Source organism: Blastocatellia bacterium, assembly GCA_016713405.1.
GTDB lineage: Bacteria > Acidobacteriota > Blastocatellia > Chloracidobacteriales > JADJPF01 > JADJPF01.
Genome location: JADJPF010000001.1, coordinates 430,579 through 449,675, shown reverse-complemented (window position 1 = coordinate 449,675; position 19,097 = coordinate 430,579). Strand labels below are relative to the sequence as shown.

At 35.3% G+C, this 19,097-nt stretch carries 15 protein-coding genes and 1 pseudogene; 13 read left to right on the top strand and 3 right to left on the bottom strand.

Annotated features, from left to right (window positions below; all coding sequences use genetic code 11):
• Nucleotides 1-104 precede the first annotated feature (104 nt).
• Nucleotides 105-1,169 (bottom strand): hypothetical protein, encoded by a 1,065-nt coding sequence (locus IPK14_01900; protein MBK7992191.1) that lies wholly within the window; start codon nucleotides 1,167-1,169, stop codon nucleotides 105-107.
• Between the two features lie 197 nt (nucleotides 1,170-1,366).
• On the opposite strand from IPK14_01900, the gene IPK14_01895 reads away from it, so the two are divergent.
• The 7 genes and pseudogenes from IPK14_01895 to IPK14_01865 all read left to right on the top strand — a co-directional run bounded on the left by IPK14_01895 (nucleotide 1,367) and on the right by IPK14_01865 (nucleotide 10,295).
• Nucleotides 1,367-2,149, top strand: coding sequence for an alpha/beta fold hydrolase (locus tag IPK14_01895; GenBank protein ID MBK7992190.1), 783 nt, complete (start codon nucleotides 1,367-1,369; stop codon nucleotides 2,147-2,149).
• A 20-nt stretch (nucleotides 2,150-2,169) separates the two neighbouring features.
• A pseudogene (locus tag IPK14_01890) lies at nucleotides 2,170-3,299 on the top strand (LLM class flavin-dependent oxidoreductase).
• 96 nt (nucleotides 3,300-3,395) lie between these two features.
• Nucleotides 3,396-4,253, top strand: a complete 858-nt coding sequence (alr, locus tag IPK14_01885; protein MBK7992189.1) for an alanine racemase — start codon at nucleotides 3,396-3,398, stop codon at nucleotides 4,251-4,253.
• A 7-nt stretch (nucleotides 4,254-4,260) separates the two neighbouring features.
• A complete protein-coding gene (locus tag IPK14_01880; protein ID MBK7992188.1) occupies nucleotides 4,261-4,527 on the top strand; it encodes a hypothetical protein in 267 nt (88 codons plus the stop codon).
• A gap of 130 nt (nucleotides 4,528-4,657) precedes the next feature.
• Nucleotides 4,658-5,401, top strand: coding sequence for a hypothetical protein (locus tag IPK14_01875; GenBank protein ID MBK7992187.1), 744 nt, complete (start codon nucleotides 4,658-4,660; stop codon nucleotides 5,399-5,401).
• Nucleotides 5,356-8,151 carry a protein kinase gene (locus IPK14_01870; GenBank protein MBK7992186.1) on the top strand — a complete coding sequence of 932 codons (2,796 nt, stop codon included), beginning with the start codon at nucleotides 5,356-5,358 and terminating at the stop codon, nucleotides 8,149-8,151. The genes IPK14_01875 and IPK14_01870 overlap by 46 nt, the downstream gene beginning before the upstream one ends.
• 143 nt (nucleotides 8,152-8,294) lie before the next feature.
• The gene (locus IPK14_01865; GenBank protein ID MBK7992185.1) at nucleotides 8,295-10,295 is read left to right on the top strand and encodes an SUMF1/EgtB/PvdO family nonheme iron enzyme; all 2,001 of its coding nucleotides are present in this window, start codon (nucleotides 8,295-8,297) and stop codon (nucleotides 10,293-10,295) included.
• 113 nt (nucleotides 10,296-10,408) lie between these two features.
• Here IPK14_01865 and IPK14_01860 read toward each other — a convergent pair whose 3' ends face one another.
• Nucleotides 10,409-11,743: an amidohydrolase gene (locus tag IPK14_01860; GenBank protein MBK7992184.1), complete on the bottom strand. Its 1,335-nt coding sequence runs from the start codon at nucleotides 11,741-11,743 to the stop codon at nucleotides 10,409-10,411.
• A 409-nt stretch (nucleotides 11,744-12,152) separates the two neighbouring features.
• Between IPK14_01860 and IPK14_01855 the strand changes: the two genes are divergently transcribed.
• From IPK14_01855 to IPK14_01845, 3 genes are read left to right on the top strand one after another with little or no spacing between them, the layout of a single operon-like run.
• Complete coding sequence (locus IPK14_01855; GenBank protein MBK7992183.1) at nucleotides 12,153-13,301, top strand: cytochrome-c peroxidase; 1,149 nt, start codon at nucleotides 12,153-12,155, stop codon at nucleotides 13,299-13,301.
• 15 nt (nucleotides 13,302-13,316) lie between these two features.
• Nucleotides 13,317-14,459, top strand: coding sequence for a metallophosphoesterase (locus IPK14_01850; protein ID MBK7992182.1), 1,143 nt, complete (start codon nucleotides 13,317-13,319; stop codon nucleotides 14,457-14,459).
• Between the two features lie 15 nt (nucleotides 14,460-14,474).
• Nucleotides 14,475-15,191, top strand: a complete 717-nt coding sequence (locus IPK14_01845; protein MBK7992181.1) for a cytochrome C — start codon at nucleotides 14,475-14,477, stop codon at nucleotides 15,189-15,191.
• Between the two features lie 62 nt (nucleotides 15,192-15,253).
• On the opposite strand, the gene IPK14_01840 is transcribed toward IPK14_01845, so the two are convergent.
• Nucleotides 15,254-16,348: a citrate synthase/methylcitrate synthase gene (locus tag IPK14_01840; GenBank protein MBK7992180.1), complete on the bottom strand. Its 1,095-nt coding sequence runs from the start codon at nucleotides 16,346-16,348 to the stop codon at nucleotides 15,254-15,256.
• Between the two features lie 113 nt (nucleotides 16,349-16,461).
• Between IPK14_01840 and IPK14_01835 the strand changes: the two genes are divergently transcribed.
• The 3 genes from IPK14_01835 (at nucleotide 16,462) to IPK14_01825 (ending at nucleotide 19,056) form a co-directional block, all read left to right on the top strand.
• Nucleotides 16,462-16,734 (top strand): helix-turn-helix domain-containing protein, encoded by a 273-nt coding sequence (locus IPK14_01835; protein MBK7992179.1) that lies wholly within the window; start codon nucleotides 16,462-16,464, stop codon nucleotides 16,732-16,734.
• Between the two features lie 9 nt (nucleotides 16,735-16,743).
• The gene (locus IPK14_01830; protein ID MBK7992178.1) at nucleotides 16,744-17,682 is read left to right on the top strand and encodes a citrate synthase; all 939 of its coding nucleotides are present in this window, start codon (nucleotides 16,744-16,746) and stop codon (nucleotides 17,680-17,682) included.
• 153 nt (nucleotides 17,683-17,835) lie between these two features.
• Entirely contained in the window at nucleotides 17,836-19,056 is a 1,221-nt protein-coding gene (locus tag IPK14_01825) for a GAF domain-containing protein (GenBank protein MBK7992177.1), read from the top strand.
• Nucleotides 19,057-19,097 lie beyond the last annotated feature (41 nt).

The following is a 19,097-nucleotide window of genomic DNA, read 5'->3' as shown; positions in this document are numbered from 1 at the left end:
TTTTAAGTGTTAATTTTTGATTGTTGGGCTAATTATAGCAAAACAAATAAAAAAGTGCCTGCGGAAAATAATTATTGCTGGATTAAGCAGCAAAACTTCCGTAATTAACTATCATTTAATTTTTTAAGTAATGGTTCTAGATTTTTATCTAAAATTTGAATTGCACTACGAATACTTTGGATTATTTTTAATAACTCCCTACGATCCAAAGTAATGTTGTTATTGGCCTGGGACAATGTAGATAGATGTTGAGCTACGATTTCGGCACCTAGTTTATTAAGTTTTTCTTTGTCTACTACTGGGACATCTGTTGGATAGGCTTCTAAAGGTTCTATAGGTATTTCATCTAATGTTTTTTCTACTACTTCAATACTAAAATTCTTTGGTATTGGCTGAAAGAAATTAGCGAGCCTGGACTGTTCTGCTAAGAAAAGCGATCGGAATGTGCTACGAATATCTATGTTAAGAGCAACTATTTCTGTCAAAATCGCTGGTTGAAAAAGTAAGTCTCCTAGTCCGCTTTTTAGTTTACGCAAACGAAGTAGCACTTGTTTTTCTATTAATTCTCTTAGGGAACGAACTGTTAAGAGTCGTTTTCTTTCAAATTCTAAAATCTCAATTGCGTCTTTAGCTTCGCTAAGTGGCATTGGTTTTAGACCAAAACTTAAGTAAATTTTCTCTAGTCGTTCTCTAAGAATTGGAAGTTGTGACAGTGATATGCTACCTAGCCCATCTTCTTTAAGTAAGAACTGTCCCCACCAAGTAGCAATTAGGTCTATTTTATCTCTATCATTATCTGTTTTTATGGATTTACTTAAATAAAAAGAGAGTATAGTTTCTAAAGTTTCTTCATTATGGATAGAAACCTGTTCAAAGTATTGGCGAAGTGAGCTAGCAGAAAGGTCAGAGTCAAATTTCTCTAAAGCTTGCCTCCATAGAGAAAAGCGAGTAGCAATATATATTTCTAGCTCATTTAAGTTTTCGCTTTCTTTACAAGCTAAGATATCTGTTTCAAGTCCATTAACATCAAAATTTAGCTCATCCTGGAGTTGATCAACAACTTGAGAAAGAGAAGCAAAAAATTTATGTACAGTGGAAAATAGTTGAAAGTCTTCTAGATGACTACGATAAACTGACATTTTTGCTAAAGTCTCGTATTTTTCTGACATATTCTTGCCTCTTAACATTATCTAGCAAGTGTAAGAGAAACTTAATCATATCGCAACTAGAATTAATAATAACAAAAAATTAATGGTTAATAACATTTTATTTTTACCAGGTTTTACTAATGGGTTTCTTTATCCCTTAAAGCTATTTTGTATGTTAAATTAGCCTTTTCAGCAAAAATTTTTCTGGAGGAAAAATTGTGGATAATGTTATAGACAAAATTATTTCCGTTGCTCAAGTGGAAACACACCTAAAAATTGCTGGTCAAGGCAGTCCTTTAGTATTTTTTCATGGTATGGGGCTTGCAGATCTTTGGCTTGCTTTTCACTTACAGCTTGCCCAAGATTTTACTCTTTATGCTCCAGATCATCCTGGTTTTGGCTTAAGCACCGCTCCAGATTCTTTTGACTCACTAGAAGACTTTATTATTCATTATGCAGATCTTTTGGATATACTAGGGCTTAAGCAAGTTACCTTAGTTGGTCATTCTTTAGGCGGCTGGTTAGCAGCCGAGTTTGCATCCTTCTTTCCTGAGCGAGTAAAAAACCTAGTTTTAATTTCAGCAGGAGGTCTAAGAGTGGCTAACGCACCTATTGTAGATGTTTTTGCTCTTTCACCTGAACAACTAGCAATGGTTTGTTTTTATGATTTAAGTAATGCAATGGTTTTGGCTAGTCAAAGAGATATGTCCAATATGAAAAAACTAATGCTTCAGGATTACAAGGAAAGAACTATGGTAGCTAAAATTGCTTGGCAACTTGGTTATAATCCAAAACTAGCTAACCGTTTACGTCGAATTACTGCCAAAACTTTAGTAATTTGGGGAAAAGATGACCAACTTGTTCCAATCGCACATGCAGAAGCCTATTGCAAAGCAATTTCAGGCTCTAAATTAGCATTACTTGATGAATGCGGTCATATGCCTCCATTAGAGCAAGTCGAACAGGTAGTTCAATTAATTAAAGATTTTACTAAGGAGTAAGCTTAACAATGACTAAAAAAATGGAATTTTATTATTTTCACTTAATGCCATACCCTTATCTTCCAGAAGATTTTAATAAACAATATGATTCTACCTGGGTGACTTTGCCTAATAGTCTTTATGATCCAGAAACAGGACATCATTTATATAATCGGTTTTTAGATGAGTTAGTACGAGCGGCAGAACTTGGTTGGGATGGAGTTTGTGTAAATGAGCATCATCAAAATGCTTATGGGACAATGCCATCACCTAATATTATTGCTGCAATGCTTGTTCATAGGATTAAAACCGCTAAAATTGCAATTATTGGAAATGCGCTACCTTTGCATGACGACCCACTACGTGTAGCAGAAGAAATAGCAATGCTAGATGTTATTAGCGGCGGGCGTATTATTTCTGGTTTTGTTCGTGGAACAGGAATGGAATATTATTCCTATAATGTTAACCCTGCTCATTCTAGAGAACGCTTTTATGAAGCACATGATTTGATTATAGAAGCTTGGACTAGGCCTGGGCCATTTAGATTTGAAGGTAAACATTATAATTATCGCTATGTTAACCCTTGGCCTAGACCGCTGCAAAAACCTCATCCTCCTATTTGGCTACCTGGTACAGGAAGTTTAGAAACCGTCGAGTTTGCCGCAGAAAAACGCTATCCATTTATGATGGTATTTTCGCCGCAGTCTTACCAACGTAAAGCTTATGATCTTTATAGACGTTTAGCAGAAGATAAATTTGGTTATGAAGCACAACCAAATCAGTTAGCTTTTGGAGTTCCAACCTTTGTAGCAGAAACAGACGAAATTGCTAGAAAAGAAGCTAAACAACATGTTATGTGGTTATTTCACAAGGTTTACATACAACTCCACAGTTTTCATTTCCTCCCGGTTATGTAACAGAAAAATCGCTAGCTGCAATTCTTAGCTCAGGGATTAAGCAATTTTCTCAGCTAACTTTTGATGAACTAATCGACGAAGGTTATATAATTGTTGGTAGTCCATCAACAGTAATTGAAAAGTTTAGTGTTTATACCGAAGAAATGCACGCAGGGATTTTAATTGGTGGGGCGCAGTGTGGCGATATGCCAGAAGATTTAGTAAATAAAAATATGGAAATGTTTGCTAAAGAAGTAATGCCGCATTTTCGATAATTTGCCAAATAAATAGCCTAGTAATAGCCTAGTAATAGTTTACTAGGCTATTTACATTTTACTAAATTTATTTTTATCTATATTTTAAGGTGGAAAATGAGACCTACTTGGGCAGAAGTAAGATTAGATTATATTGCAGATAATTATCAGAAAATAAAAGAGTTTGTAGGTAGTTCAGTAAAAGTTATGGCTGTAATTAAAGCTGATGCTTATGGTCATGGTGCAAGTGAAGTTGCTAAATACTTAGAAAATCAAGCTATTAAACCAGATTGGTTTGGCGTTGCTCTAACAGAAGAAGCTGTAAAACTACGTGAAACAGGCGTTAAAACCCCAATTTTATGTTTAGGTGGATTCTGGAAATCAAGCAAGGCCTCTAAATGTATTAAGTATAATTTAGTACCAACAATTTATCGTTTTGATATGTTAGAAAATTTGGTTGAAGCAGCAAGACAAGCTGCTTGTAGTTGGAAATTTCATCTTAAAATAGATACTGGAATGGGGCGTTTAGGTATTTTGCCAGATGAGTTACCAACATTTTTAGAAAAGCTAAAAATTTATCCTGAAGTAATTTTAGATGGAGTAATGACACATTTAGCTTCTGCTGATGAGCTAGAAAAGTCTGAATTTACAAAAAAACAATTAACAATATTTGAAGATTGTTTAAGCCAAATTAGACAAGCAGGCTTTAACCCTACTTATCAACATACAGCAAATAGTGCTGCAACTTGTAGTTGGCCGCAAGCTTATGGAAACTTAGTTCGTGCAGGTGGGCTGCTTTATGGGTTAACGGATACAATTGCACCTAATGTAAAGCTAAAAGTAAAACCGGCTCTTTCTTTACATTCAACAATAATATTACTAAAAAAGTCGCTGCTAATACTAGTTTGGGCTATTGCAATACTTTTTTTACTAATAGAAGAAAAGTTTAATAGCTACAATACCAATTGGTTATGAAGATGGTTTGGCGCGTAGCTATTCAAACATTGGGCAAGTTTTAGTACATAATCAACTAGCTACAATTGTTGGACGTGTAAGTATGGACTTAACCCTAATTGATGTAACAGATATAGCAAATGTAGCTTTAGGCGACCGAGTAACTTTAATTGGGCAAATGGGAGGCAAAAGTATTTCAGCAGAAAAAGTAGCATCTACAATTAACACAATTTCCTATGAAATTACCTGCGGGTTATCTGCTAGAGTACCAAGAATTTATTTGACAGAAGATTAAAACTTATCTAAGAAAAATCGCCAACAAATTAGAAAGATAGTAAACTGTCTTGTACCCCTAAGATTACATAAATAATTTCTAATAAATTTTAATAAAATATTTTTAAAGCTAGGTTTTTAGGACAATAATTATGATAGGTTTTGTTAATGTAGTTAGATGTGTGTGTGTCGCACTTATTTTAATTATTAGTCATTTAATTTTATTTCCCTCTTTAAGCTTTGCCCTAGATCCCAAACAATTAATTACTCAATATGGACACGATATTTGGAATGATGAACTTCCTCAAAGCACTGTTCATTGTTTAATACAATCTCGTGACGGGTATATTTGGATGGGAACTTATGAAGGAGTAGTACGCTTTGATGGAATTGAATTTATTGCTTATAACAACCGCAATACTCCAGAGTTAAAGCGTCCTGGAGTCCTAACATTATATGAAGACCGTGCTGGTACGTTGTGGATAGGAATGTTAGAAGGTGGCCTTGCTAGTTTTCGAGATGGACGCTTTAAGGCTTATGGTCAAGAAACAGGTCTTTCAAATGATACAGTTAGAACGATTTATCAGGACAGGACTGGTAAATTATGGGTTGGGACTGACAATGGAATAAATTTGCTTCAAAACAATAAGTTTATTAGCTACACAACCAGCAATGGACTTGTTAATAACCAAGTACGAGCTATTACTGAAGATTCGCTTGGCAATTTATGGATTGGCACAGAAGAAGGATTATCGCTCTTCAAAAATGGGCAGTTTACTAATTACACTACCAAAGATGGGTTGCCAAATAATTCTATTAGAACAATTTATGCTAACAAACAAGCTGGTTTATGGCTTTCTACCCCAGCAGGTGCAGTTTTTGGCAAGATGGGGTAAAGAAAATTTATACGACTCAAGAAGGGTTAACAACTAATAATATTCGCTCAATTTTACCTGATACAGACGGCAATATTTGGTTAGGAACAGAAAACGGTGGATTGCAACGCTTATTTAATGACAAAGTAGAGGTTTACCAAATAAAACAGGGTTTATCTAATGACAATATTCGCTCTTTGCTAGAAGACCGTGAAGGTAGTTTATGGGTTGGCACTACTTCAGGGCTAAATCGTTTTAGAACTAGTAAATTTATTAACTATACCTCTAGTGATGGGCTAGCTAATGACTTTGTTCGTGCTGTTTTAGAGGATTCAAAAGGTAATTTCTGGGTTGGAACTGATGGAGGCGGCTTATCTTTATTTCAAAATGGAAAATTCACTAATTACACTACTAAAGATGGCCTGGTAAGCGACCTTGTTCGCTCTTTACATGAGGATAAAGAGGGTAAATTATGGGTTGGGACTAATGAAGGTTTAAGCTGTTTCTATAATGGGAAATTTACTAACTACACTACTAAAGATGGTCTGCCACATAATAGTATTTACTGCATTAATCAAGACAAGGAAGGTAACTTTTGGTTTGGTACTAATGGAGGTGGAGCTAGTTTATTTAAGGATGGGAAATTTACTAACTTTGGAGTAAAAGAAGGCTTATTAAACCTTAGTGTTAGGACTATTTTTTTAGACCGTGAGGGTAATCTTTGGTTTGGCACTTATAGTGGTCTTAATTCTTATAAGAATGGTCAATTTTTTAGTCATACTAAAAAAGATGGTGTTTCTGGAAATGCTGTTTTTTCTGCTTATCAAGATAGTCAAGGAGATATTTGGTTTACTACTAATGATGGTTTTACTAGGTACAAGCAAGGAAAATTTACTCCTTATGCAACTAGTACAGGCTTATTTGATGGAATTTCTTTTCAAATCCTAGAAGATAGCCGTGGTTATTTATGGGCTAGCACTAGCAAAGGTATTTTAAGCGTAAGAAAGCGCGATTTTAATGATTATGACCAAGGCAAAATAAGTAGTATCGCTTATACAATGTATGGAAAAATTGATGGAATGAAAACCCACCAATGTAATGGTGCCTCTCAGCCCTGTGCTATTAAATCTAAAGATGGGCGTTTATGGTTTGCTACGGCTAAAGGAATTACAACTATTGCTCCTGATGAGATTAAGTTAAACCAGTTGGCTCCAGATGTTTATATTACTAAAGCAATTGTTGATGGTGTGTCATTAAACCCTACAGAAAAAGTAGTTTTAGATCCAGGAAAAGAAAAATATGAATTTCATTACACTGGCTTAAGTTTTCTAGCTTTAGAAAAAGTTAAATTTAAGTTTATGTTGGTTGGTTATGATAAAGATTGGGTAGTAGCAAATACTAGGCGAATTGCTTACTATACACATATTCCGCCTGGAGATTATCAATTTAGGGTAATAGCTTGTAATAATGATGGTGTTTGGAATGAAACAGGAGCAAGTTTCTATTTCACCCTAAAAACACACCCCTTAAAAACTAATTGGGCATATGCTTTTTATATTTCATCATTTCTAGCTTTAGGTTATACAGGTGTACGTTATAGAGTAAAAGTTTTACAACGTCGTAATGAGCTTTTAGAAAGCAAAGTCCAAGAACGTACTTTAGAGCTAAATCAAAAAAATGAGCAGTTACTTTTATCAGCAAAGCAAATTGAACAAAAAAATTCACTTTTAGAACAAGTTAACAAAGAGTTAGCAACTTCTCATCGTGAGACAGAGCAAAAAAATTCACTTTTAGAACAGGTTAATAAAGAGTTAGCAGAAAAAAATTCTCAATTAGTCCTTTCCAAAGAACAATTGGTTGAATCTTATAAACGTGCTGAAAAAATCTTTTCTGCAATGTCTGATATTTTACCTAGCACAATACTTGATGATAAATATCGACTAGAAACAAAAATCGGCTCAGGTGGTTATGGAGTAATTTATCAAGCTACACATGTGTCAATGCAACGTCCGGTTGCTGTAAAGATATTTCGTCCTGCTAGCGGAAATGTTAATTCAGAAGCATTAGAAAGATTTCGTTTAGAAGGTATTTCAGCTTGTCGAATTAATCACCCTAATGCAGTTGCTGTGCTAGATTCAAATATTACGCCTGGTGGAATTGCTTATCTAGTAATGGAACTACTACAAGGAAAAACACTTGCTCAAGAATTAGAAAGCAAATCCCGCTTGCCAGCAAAAAGAGCTTTAGAAATTATCATTCCTGTTTGCAATGTTTTAGCCCAAGCTCATGAAGTTGGCATCATTCACCGGGATATTAAACCAGACAATATTTTTCTACACCAATCAACAGAAGGCGAAGTTGTTAAAGTTGTAGATTTTGGTATTGCTAAACTTGCTGGTGATACTTTTAACATGGAATTAAGCAAATTAACTGGAACTGGAACTTTAATTGGTACACCAACTTATATGTCTCCTGAACGCTTAAGCAATAAAACGTATGATGGTAAATCAGATGTTTATAGCCTAGGTGTAGTGCTTTATGAGATTTTATCTGGTTATCCTCCATTTGACTCTTTTGATGACAATGTTTGGGCATTAATTAACATGCAACTTACAGAAGACCCACAACCATTAAGTAGTATTTTAGTTGATATTCCTGCCCAATTGGATGAAGCTGTATTAAAAGCTCTAGTAAAAGATCCTGAAAAACGCCCCTCGGCCCAAGACTTAGCTGCTGACTTAACCTCTATTTTAGCTACCCTAAATAACTAAAATCTAATATAAATGCAACTTTTATTATTTAAGCATAGTTACCTTGTTGCTATCACTTGCTAGCCCAATAAAAGCAAATAATGTATCTTTAATAAAATTTTTGCTTAATTGGAGTTTATAAAACTACTAATTTTTAATTTCTTATGAAAATTTGTCCGGTTTGTCAAAAACAATTTGAAGAGTCATTAAATTTCTGTCCTGTAGATGGTGAAGTTTTAGACATAGACAAAAGCTCACTAATAGGAACTGTCCTAGATGGTCAATACCAAATCGATGCCTTGCTTGGTGAAGGTGGAATGGGAACAGTCTACCGAGCGCGTCATATTCTTTTAGGCGACAATGTAGCAATAAAAATTCTCTCAGGTAATTTTAATAACGATCCAGAATCGCTACGTAGATTTTTAAGAGAAGGTCAAACAGCTAGAAGATTTCGACATCCTAATGTTGTTTCAGTTCATGATTTAAGAACTATGCCTGATGGTACTGCTTATATGGTTATGGAGCATATTTTAGGGCAAACCTTAAAAGAAGTATTAGAAGAACAAGGGCCATTTTCTGTAAAAGAAGCTTTAGAAACCATTAACCCCATTGCAGACGCATTAAATTCAGCACATGCATTAGGAATAGTTCACCGTGACTTAAAGCCAGAAAATATTATGTTTGGTAAAACTAATGATGGGCAAGCTGTAATTAAGCTTTTAGATTTAGGTATTGCCAAAGTCTTTAATGACCGCATAACAGCAGCAACCAGAAACGATCAAATTTTAGGAACACCTGGCTATATGTCCCCTGAACAATGGGGTTCAAAGCCAAAAGATGGAGGGCCAAAAATTGATAACCGTGCTGATATTTATAGCCTTGCAATAGTAATTTATGAGTTAATATCAGGACGTTTGCCTTTTGAAGGCGATTCACTCCATGAAATAGCGTCTCAACATCTTTTTTCACCCGCACCACTTCTACATGAAGAAAAAAGCAATGTATCTTCTGTTTTTAGTGAAGTTCTAGCCAAAGCAATGTCAAAAGATCGTAGTCTGCGCCCCGCTACTTGTTTAGATTTTATTCAAGAATTAACAGCAGCTACTTTTTCTACTAATCCTTTAGACCCACAAGTAAATAATATTACTGAAGCTGAAGCTGAGGCTGAAGCTGAAACTGCAAAAATACAGGCTGGTGTAGCAATAACTGGAGCAAAAACAGTCCCAACAGAAGTTAAACTTGGAATAGATGTTAAAGTAGACCTTGAATATTTTGATACTGAGTTAGTTACAGTTGATGCAACGGGCCAAATAATGAACCGTCGTTGCGTGCAAAGCCAAAGTTTTATCCAGGAATTACCTAATGATATAATTTTAGAAATGGTTTGGATTCCTGAAGGCTCTTTTTTAATGGGTTCACCTGAAGTTGAACTTAAACGCTCAAAAGATGAAGATCCTCAACATTTAGTAAAACTGCATCCATTTTTTATTAGTAAATATTCAATTACTCAAGCACAATGGTATGCTGTTTCACTATTGCCAACAATTAGCCGTCCACTAAACCCAGATCCATCTAATTTTAAGGATGAAAGCCGACCTGTAGAAAATGTTTCTTGGGAAGACTGTCAAGAATTTTGCTTAAGGCTTTCTCAACAAACTGGCCGTTCTTACTCGCTGCCAAGTGAAGCACAATGGGAATATGCTGCAAGGGCTGGTACTACAACAGCTTTTCATTTTGGTGAAACCATTACTACAGACCTAGCAAATTATAATGGTTTATTTCGTTATGGCAGCGGCCCAAGAGGTGTTAACCGTAATGAAACACTTCCTGTAGGAAGTCTTGGTGTTGCAAATAATTTTGGGCTTTATGATATGCATGGAAATGTTTGGGAATGGTGCCAAGATGCCTGGCATGATAACTACCTTGGCGCGCCAACAGATGGTAGTGCTTGGGAAACAGATGCTGTTGATAACCGTAAAGTTATGCGTGGTGGTTCTTGGTATTCACAAAGCAATCTTTGTCGTTCAGCAGCCAGGGCAGGAAGTTGGCCTAATGGCAATAATGATTTTTTAGGCTTTCGAGTAGTGTTAAATTTTTCTTCTGTTATTAAATCAGGTAATACAGCTAATCTAACACTACAATGGCCTTATAAAACTAGATATTAAATTAGCCCAGCCCTAAAGAGCCGGTCTATATACAGTAGCCCCTACAGGGGTAAAGAAATAAAATATTCTTTTATTTTCAATAAGTTACAAAGCTAATTCCATGTATTATTAAATTATTTTAACAATTCTAGTGCTGCCGAAGTCATAGCTTTAACCCCTGTAAAAATCGTGGGTTCAGCCAGTGGTGCAAATTGACTAGAATGTAGTGAAGGCAAAGGAGTTGATTGCTTTTGGCTTTTTTCTATCAATACAGGATCAACTGCCCCTAACCAAAAAATAAAGCCGGGTATTTCTTGATTTAAGCTAAAACGTCCAAAATCTTCTCCTCCCATAACGGGATCTGTTGCAACAACATTTTCTTTTCCTAATGTTTGCTCAAAAACTCCTACTATTCGCTTAGTTAAAACAGGATTATTATAAGTTGCTGGTGTAAATTCGGTTTCTACTACTTCAACAATTGGAAGTCTGTCTTTAGGAAGTCCTGCTGCTATAGCAATTCCTTGGCTAATTCGTTCAATTGCACTTAAAACTTTTTGTCTAACTTCCTCTTTATAAGTCCTAACCGTTAGTTGCAACTTTACTTCATCTGGAATGATATTATGTTTTGTACCACCACTAATTGAGCCTACAGTTACAACGGCTGGGTCAAGAGGCGAATTTTCCCGGCTAACAATGGTTTGTAGAGCTAAAACTATTTGTGAAGCAATTACAATAGGATCTTTTGTAGTTTGTGGATAAGCACCATGTCCACCAACTCCACGAACAGTAATATTTACACTATTTACATTTGCTAGCGCGTAGCCTTCACAATAACCAACTTTTCCTGCTGCTAAATTAGCATTGTCATGAAGAGCTAAAACATAATCAGGTTTAGGAAATTTTGTATAAAGCTCATCCTTAAGCATTGCTTTTGCACCTGTTCCCCGTTCTTCAGCAGGCTGACCAATTAAAATTACTGTACCTTTCCACTGATTTTTTAGTGTTGCTAACATTTTAGCTGTGCCTAAAAATGTAGTCATATGAATGTCATGACCGCATCCATGCATTACTGCAACTTCTTCACCCACATCATTTTTTGTTTTTACTTTACTTGCATAAGGCAGGTTTGTTTTTTCATCTATTGGCAAACCGTCCATGTCGGTACGAATTAAGACTTTTGGCCCATTACCATTTTTTAGCAGCGCGACAATTCCATAACTAGTTAAACCTGCTTGATCATATTTACCTACACGCTCGGTTACTTCATAACCAAGTTTTTTTAGCTCTGAAGCAATAAAAGAAGAAGTTTTTTCCTCTTTATGAGAAAGTTCTGGGCTAGCATGCAAATTCTTATAAGTCGTTACTAATGTTGGTAATTCTTGATTTATTAGTTGGTCTAAATTTTGTTGTGCATAAGAGTTTTGACTAAATACAAATAAAATAGCAAGTATAAGTAATGTTTTTTTCATAAATTTAAGTAAACTAAAATTTTATTGGAATATAATTTTTGTAGGTTTAGAAAAACAGTGAAAAGTATAGGACAACTTTAGAATTTCAACCAAGCAGGAAAAGAAAAGTTTTCCTAAAATCCCAAAACCGGAAATTATTATAATTTTTTTTAGAATAATTATAATTTTTATGGAATAAAAGTTTTGTTCGTGTGTTTCCCTTTATGAAAACAATCAAATCAAAGCCTTTTCGTTACAACCCTAACATTTATTTAATCTTTTTCTAATAGACTAACTATCAAAAGATTTTTGGTCTATTTATATGTTGAGGAAAGGGAAAATGAAAATAGAAAAATCAAATTTTAATGTTGCTAAAACAAAATTTCTAGTAACAAAATTAATTGCAATAACCTTCTTTATTGCAATAGCAATGATGGCTTCTTTTATTTCTATAAGTAATGAAAGTAAAGTAGCCGCTGCCGCATCTCCACAAGGTTTTCAAACACAAATACCTTTTGGACTACCAACAGATCTTTGGAATGAATTAATTCCAGCAGATAATCCAATGACTCCAAGCAAAATTGCTCTAGGTGAAAAACTTTATTTTGATAAACGGCTTTCTATTGACCAAACCGTTAGTTGTGCAACTTGCCACGACCCTGCCACAGCACTAGCAGACATCAATGCTGTAGGCGTAGGTATTCAAAATAAAAAAGGTGCGCGTAATTCTCCTACTGTATTAAATTCAATGTTTAATGAACTGCAATTTTGGGATGGACGCGCTCCAACACTTGAAGAACAAGCTAAATTGCCATTAATTAACCCAATTGAAATGGGAATGCCTGATCATAAAGCAGTAGTAAAACGAGTAAGTGAAATTGCTGAATATCAAAAAGACTTTGCTAGCGTGTTTGGCAAAGATGGAATTACCATTGATACTATTGCTAAAGCAATTGCAGCATTTGAACGGACGCAATTATCAGGAAACTCGCCCTTTGACCGTTTTATAGCTGGAGACCAAAAAGCTATTTCTGAAGCAGCCAAACGGGGTTGGGAATTATTTAATGGAAAGGCTCGCTGTATAAGTTGCCATACTTTTAATGCTTCTTCCCCGTTTTTTAGTGACTTTAAGTTTCATAACATTGGTGTAGCAGCTAAGGATCAAGATTTTCCTAAACTAGCACGCCGCGCCCGCCAAGTGCTAGATGCTGATCCTAAACGTGCAGAACAATTAATAGATGAAATGGCACTTTCGCCCGGCTTTTCTGAGCTTGGACGTTATTTAGTAACCAAACAACCAAGAGATATTGGATCATTTAAGACATCTATGCTTCGAGACATCGAATTAACAGCACCTTATATGCACAATGGTTCGGAAAAAACCTTGTTGGATGTAATAATTTTCTACAACAAAGGTGGAGAAATTAACCCAAATCTTGATGGTGGAATGCGTCCATTAAAGCTTTCAGATCCAGAAATGGAGGATCTGGTAGAACTATTAAAAACCTTTACTAGCGATGATACCCGTCGCAAAGTCCAAAGCATAAAGCCGCAAACCCGTGCGCCATTTCCACAATAAGAAAGGAAAAATTTTATGATTCCATTAAAATGGGAAAAACGTCTTCAAGAATACTTAAAAGAGCGTGAAAATTGGCTTAAAGAGCTATATCAAACTGGTAGCACTTGGGAAGGCCGCCGTAAGTTCTTAAAAATGTCTGCTATGGCTGCTGGATTTGCTGCTACACAATCTTTTGTGCCACACTCATTTCAGCTAGTAGATGTTGTTAATGCTGCTACACCAGATAGCAAACAACAAGCCTTTACCTTTGCTTACATTTCTGACTCACATCTTTATGAAAAAACGCTAAATGAACGTTTTGTTCGTCAATTAGAGCGTGCTGTAGCTGACATAAATGCGCTTGATCCACAGCCTGATTTTGTACTTTATGGCGGAGATCTTGCCCAACTTGGTCAACCAGGCGAATTAAAACTTGGTGCGCAAATTCTTAAACAAGTCAAAGCTCCTCTTAAAATGATGGTAGGTGAGCATGACTGGTTTTTAGATATGGGTGATTTATGGAAAGAGCTTTTTGGTAAACATTATTACTCATTTGATCATAAGGGCGTGCATTTTATTACCTTGATGAGTGTTAACGAGAAGGATTTTTGGACGGCTAAAAACCTTTCTCCTATGCAAAGAATGCAAATTGTTTCTGGTTTAGATGATGGTAGACAAAGTGCTTTTGAAGTTGGTGTAGAAGAGCGCGAATGGCTAGCACGTGATTTAGCCAATATTCCAAAAACAACCCCAATTGTTGTATTTTCACACTCTCCGCTTTATAAACTTTATCGTCCTTGGAATTTCTGGACAGATGACGCTGATGAGATCCAAGCATTGCTACAACCTTTTCAAACTGTGACAGTAGTTCATGGACATACTCACCAGGTGCTAACAAACCGGATTGGAAATATTCATTTTCATGGAATGTTGTCAACGGCTTGGCCTTGGCCCTATGCACCACAAGGTTTACCAAAATTAACAATGCAAATGAATCGTCCTGATCCTTTTAACCAAACCGAAGGTTTAGGAGATGGAATTATTGATGTACTTGGCAATGGGCGAGTAAATAAACGTTATGATTTATGGAATCGTAACCCAATGTCAGTTACAGCTAAATACCTAGATTCCAATGGTCAAGAAGATTTACCCGCAAAAACCTCTTTGCCATCTTACTAAATGAAGGAGCATAGGATGAATAAAGTACAGTTAATAAAGCTAATTATTATTTGTGTTTTCGCTAGTGTTGTTTTATATCAAAGTCATAAAGTTGAAGCTCAAGAGCCTGTGCAACTTCCAAAACATGCTCCCGCCAAAACCGATGGTCAAAGTTTGGTCGTGCAACTTTGTGATGGTGAAACAAATTTAGAAGTAAAAGGTGTAGGCCCAAACGAGCGACTTGATCCAGAAAAAGCTCAAACAGTTTCTAATCAATTAATGGCTCAGTGGTTAGCAAAACAGCCTAAAGAAGTAGCAGAAGCTTGGCTAAAAGAGTCATTAAATGCTCGTACAGAAGCTAAAACCACAACTCAAGAGAATAAAGCTTCTACAACAGGTCAAGAGCAAGTAGTAGATTTTACCTCACGTGATTACAAATCATGGGAAAGAGAATTGGCAAAAGAAATCGCTTACGGTGATCAAATTTTTCACGATGATAAGTTACTAGGTAGTACTAACGGCGTATCTTGCGCAATGTGTCATCCACATGCAGCTAATACCCATCCAGAAACTTATCCTAAATTTCAAATACAACTTAGACGGGTGGCTTTGCTGCGCGATATGATTAACTGGTGTATTGAAAACCCATCTAGAGGGGCTAAATTACATCCAGACGATCCTAAAATGCGAGCAATTGAAGCTTATATTTTGGCACAAAGAAAAGGTGTAGTGATCGAACCAGGAAAACACTGATAAGATCAAATAATGTGTAATTGTTGCCAAGGTTCTAACTTCAACCTTGGCAACTTTTTTGTTTAAGCTACAGTTTTGTTTGCAACTTGCTCTTGCATTAAGCCTATATATTCAGATTCAGGACGAATTAAACGACCTGTTTTTTCTTGTTCAAAAATATGTGCAATCCAGCCAATTACCCGCCCCATTGCAAACACTGAGGTAAATAGCTCACGTTGCAAGCCTACAGCCTCTAAAACTAAAGCGGTGTAAAATTCTACATTAGTGTGCAAAGGCTTTTCAGGTTTATGACGCGCTAAAATCTGTAGAGCTTGTTTTTCGACTTTTTCAGCAAAATCTAGACGGCTATTTCCATTTTCCCGTAACTCTGCAACTACTTTTTTTAGAACATCTGCACGAGGGTCACGAACTTGATAAATACGATGACCAAATCCCATCAGCCTTTTACCTTTTGAAAGCTCATTGTTTATCCAATTGTCAATATTTTCCTCTGTGCCAATATTATCCAACATATCTAGCACGGGGCCCGGCGCACCTCCATGCAGTGGCCCTTTAAGTGCTGAAATTGCACCTATTACAGCAGAAATTAATCCTGCCCTAGTCGAAGTAATAACTCGCGCTGTAAAAGTTGAAGCATTCATACCATGTTCACAAACTGTAACTAAATACTTGTCTAAAGCTTGGGCTAACAACTTATTTGCTTTATCAGTCCCATTTAACATCCTTAAAAAGTCTTCTGCTTGGGTTAAATTTTCATTTGGAGCAATTAAGCTTAAGCCTTGTTTATTGCGAGTGATTGCAGCTAAAAAAACTGGAATCGCTCCTGTTACTAAATAGTGGTGTAGAATTTTCTCATCATCTGAGAGGCTAGCAATGGCTAGTCTTAAAGCTTCAATAGTAGACAAATGAGAAGTTGCTTTTATGATAGTTGGTAAAATTTCAAAAGCCCTTTTACGTGCTTGACCTAGAGCTAAAATCACAGTTTCAACAGTATTTTGCTCAGGTGTAAAGTCTTGCCAAAGTCTAACTGCCATACTTTCTAAACCTTCGCTTTTAGCTAGTTTTTCTATTGGTAAGCCTCGAATTATTAAACTACCTTGACGGCCATCTACTTTACTTAGAATAGTTTGCATTACATCAATATTATTTAATCCCATTTTTTTAAGTTCCTTTCTAGATAGAATATACATATTGATTGCAATATTGATAGCTTTATAATATATTGTCAATATTGATTTATCAATCAATATATAAAAAAAGGATTTTATTTATGAGTAACAAGGTTTATTTAACAGCTAAAGAAGCAGCTAAAGAATTAGGAGTTAGTGTAACTACGCTTTATGCTTATGTAAGTCGTGGGTTAATTCGTTCCGAGTCTACAGAAACTTCGCATCAACACCGCTATAACCAAGAAGATATTTTGGCATTAAAAACACGTAAGCAAGTGCGTCAAGATCCTACAAAAGCGGCTGAAATGGCTTTGGACTGGGGAAGTCCAGTAATGACATCTGAGATTTGTTTAGTCTCAGATGGAAATTTATAGTATCGTGGAATAAATGTTTTAGATTTAGCAACCCAAAATAGTTTAGAAGAAGTAGCAAGCTTAATTTGGCTAGATGATATTTCTGCTACTTTTGCTAAAGAGCGCAATAACGTTTATTTAGAGCATTTACAGGAAATACATCAAAAATTTGCTAATCTTTCCTTAATAGAAATTTTTCAGGTTTTAATACCTTTAGCAGCAAAGTTTGATATAGCAGCTTATGATTTACGTCCGGCTGGAGTAGCTAGCACAGGAGCGCAAATTCTTAGGCTAATGGTAAATATTATTACTCAAGGAAAAGAACCAGCAAAAAATCTAGCTTCTACATTACAAAAATCTTGGGCAGAAAATAATAAAAAAGCTGCTCAGTTGATTAATGCAGCATTAATAGTTTGTGCAGATCATGAATTAAATGCTTCTACCTTTACGGCTCGTTGTGTTGCCTCCACTGGAGTAAACCCTTATTTAGTTGTGACAGCCGGACTAGCAGCCTTGCAAGGGTACAAACACGGTGGACAAGGCGAACAAGTAGAACTACTACTACTACAAGCCAGATCATTAGACAATGTAACTAGCATTTTAGTAGATCGGCTTCGTAGAGGTGAAAAAATCCCTGGTTTTGGGCATTCGCTTTATCCCCAAGGTGATCCAAGATCTAAATTACTAATTAAGTTAGCGGAAGAATTTGCACCTAAAAGCAAAGCTATTATATTGGTACAAACTTTAGTCAAAGAAGTATTTGATTTAACTGGAGAGTCCCCAAATTTAGATATGGGACTTGCAACTATTAGCCAAGTATTAAATTTACCTATTGGAACAGCAATAACATTATTTGCTATGGGGCGTGTAGTTGGTTGGTTAGGTCATGCGATTGAACAATACAAGTCTAATCAACTAATTAGACCTCGTGCTAAGTATGTTGGACGTGAGCCTACTTTGAAAAATTAGTAGTAATTTATTGATTTTTGTAATATGTCAAATGAACAAAAAACTAATGTATTAAATCTTAAGAATTAAACTAGCTAAATTAGAACTAGATAGAGTATTATTAATATACTACTATAGTGTAAAAACTGAATTATACAAAGGTTTGTAAAAGCTATGGAACATTCTTTAAAAAAAGCTGAACATGCAACCAAATATTTAATAAAAGTAATACAAGAGCTTTCTAAAAAGAAAAGTTTAGAAGAAATAATGCAAGTAGTAAGAATAGCCGCACGTGAGCTAACAAATGCAGATGGAGCAACCTTTGTTTTACGAGATGGTGACAATTGTTATTATGCTGAAGAAAACGCTATAAGCCCATTATGGAAAGGAAATCGCTTTCCAATGGAAAAATGTATTAGTGGCTGGGTGATGAAAAATGCTCAATCAGTAATTATAGAAGATATCTACCAGGATAGTAGAATCCCAATAGAAGCTTATAAACCAACATTTGTTAAAAGCCTGGCAATGGTGCCTATTCGTAGTCAAGCACCTATAGGAGCAATAGGAAATTATTGGTCAAAAACAAATACTCCAAGCTCAGAAGAAATAGAATTACTACAAGCTTTGGCTGATAGCACCTCAATTGCTATGGAAAATGTTCAAGTTTATAGTGAGTTAGAACAAAAGGTTAAAGAACGAACTTTGCAATTAGAGTTAATAAACACAGAGTTAGAAGCATTTAGCTATTCTGTTTCTCATGACTTACGCGCACCTTTAAGACATATTGGAGGATTTATAAAATTACTAGAGAAAAATAATGTAAATTTAGATGAAAAAAGCAAAAGATATATCAAAATTATTGCTGAATCATCTCAAACAATGGGTATATTAATTGACGAATTATTAGAGTTTTCCAAAATGGGAAGACAAGAAATGATTAATAAACAAATAGAATTAGAAGTATTATTAAATAGATTAATAATGGAACAAACAACTATATATGATGTAAATAATATTAAATGGATAATAGATAAACTACCAATAGTATATGCTGATTTAGCTATGTTAACTGTTGTATTAAATAATTTAATATCTAATGCTATAAAGTATTCAAGTAAACAACAAACACCAATAATAGAAATAGGATGTTTAAGTAAAGAAGCAGAAGAGATAATTTTTATTAAGGATAATGGAGTTGGATTTGATATGGAATATGCAAATAAGTTGTTTGGTGTTTTTCAACGCTTACATCGTGCAGATGAGTTTGAAGGAATTGGAATTGGACTAGCTACTGTAAAACGAATTATTAACCGGCATAATGGAAGAGTTTGGGCAGAAAGTATTCTTAATCAAGGTTCAACTTTTTATTTTGCTCTTCCAAAAAAAATAGCCTAGCAATTGTTGCTAGGCTACAAAATGACTACCCCTGTTTATTT

Bases quoted from the DNA above. Each gene is read 5' to 3' on its own strand.
- IPK14_01900 (MBK7992191.1), bottom strand. From the start codon at position 1,169: ATGTCAGAAAAATACGAGACTTTAGCAAAAATGTCAGTTTATCGTAGT.
- alr (MBK7992189.1), top strand. From the start codon at position 3,396: ATGAGACCTACTTGGGCAGAAGTAAGATTAGATTATATTGCAGATAAT.
- IPK14_01875 (MBK7992187.1), top strand. From the start codon at position 4,658: ATGATAGGTTTTGTTAATGTAGTTAGATGTGTGTGTGTCGCACTTATT.
- IPK14_01870 (MBK7992186.1), top strand. From the start codon at position 5,356: ATGGCTTTCTACCCCAGCAGGTGCAGTTTTTGGCAAGATGGGGTAAAG.
- IPK14_01865 (MBK7992185.1), top strand. From the start codon at position 8,295: ATGAAAATTTGTCCGGTTTGTCAAAAACAATTTGAAGAGTCATTAAAT.
- IPK14_01860 (MBK7992184.1), bottom strand. From the start codon at position 11,743: ATGAAAAAAACATTACTTATACTTGCTATTTTATTTGTATTTAGTCAA.
- IPK14_01855 (MBK7992183.1), top strand. From the start codon at position 12,153: ATGATGGCTTCTTTTATTTCTATAAGTAATGAAAGTAAAGTAGCCGCT.
- IPK14_01850 (MBK7992182.1), top strand. From the start codon at position 13,317: ATGATTCCATTAAAATGGGAAAAACGTCTTCAAGAATACTTAAAAGAG.
- IPK14_01845 (MBK7992181.1), top strand. From the start codon at position 14,475: ATGAATAAAGTACAGTTAATAAAGCTAATTATTATTTGTGTTTTCGCT.
- IPK14_01840 (MBK7992180.1), bottom strand. From the start codon at position 16,348: ATGGGATTAAATAATATTGATGTAATGCAAACTATTCTAAGTAAAGTA.
- IPK14_01835 (MBK7992179.1), top strand. From the start codon at position 16,462: ATGAGTAACAAGGTTTATTTAACAGCTAAAGAAGCAGCTAAAGAATTA.
- IPK14_01825 (MBK7992177.1), top strand. From the start codon at position 17,836: ATGGAACATTCTTTAAAAAAAGCTGAACATGCAACCAAATATTTAATA.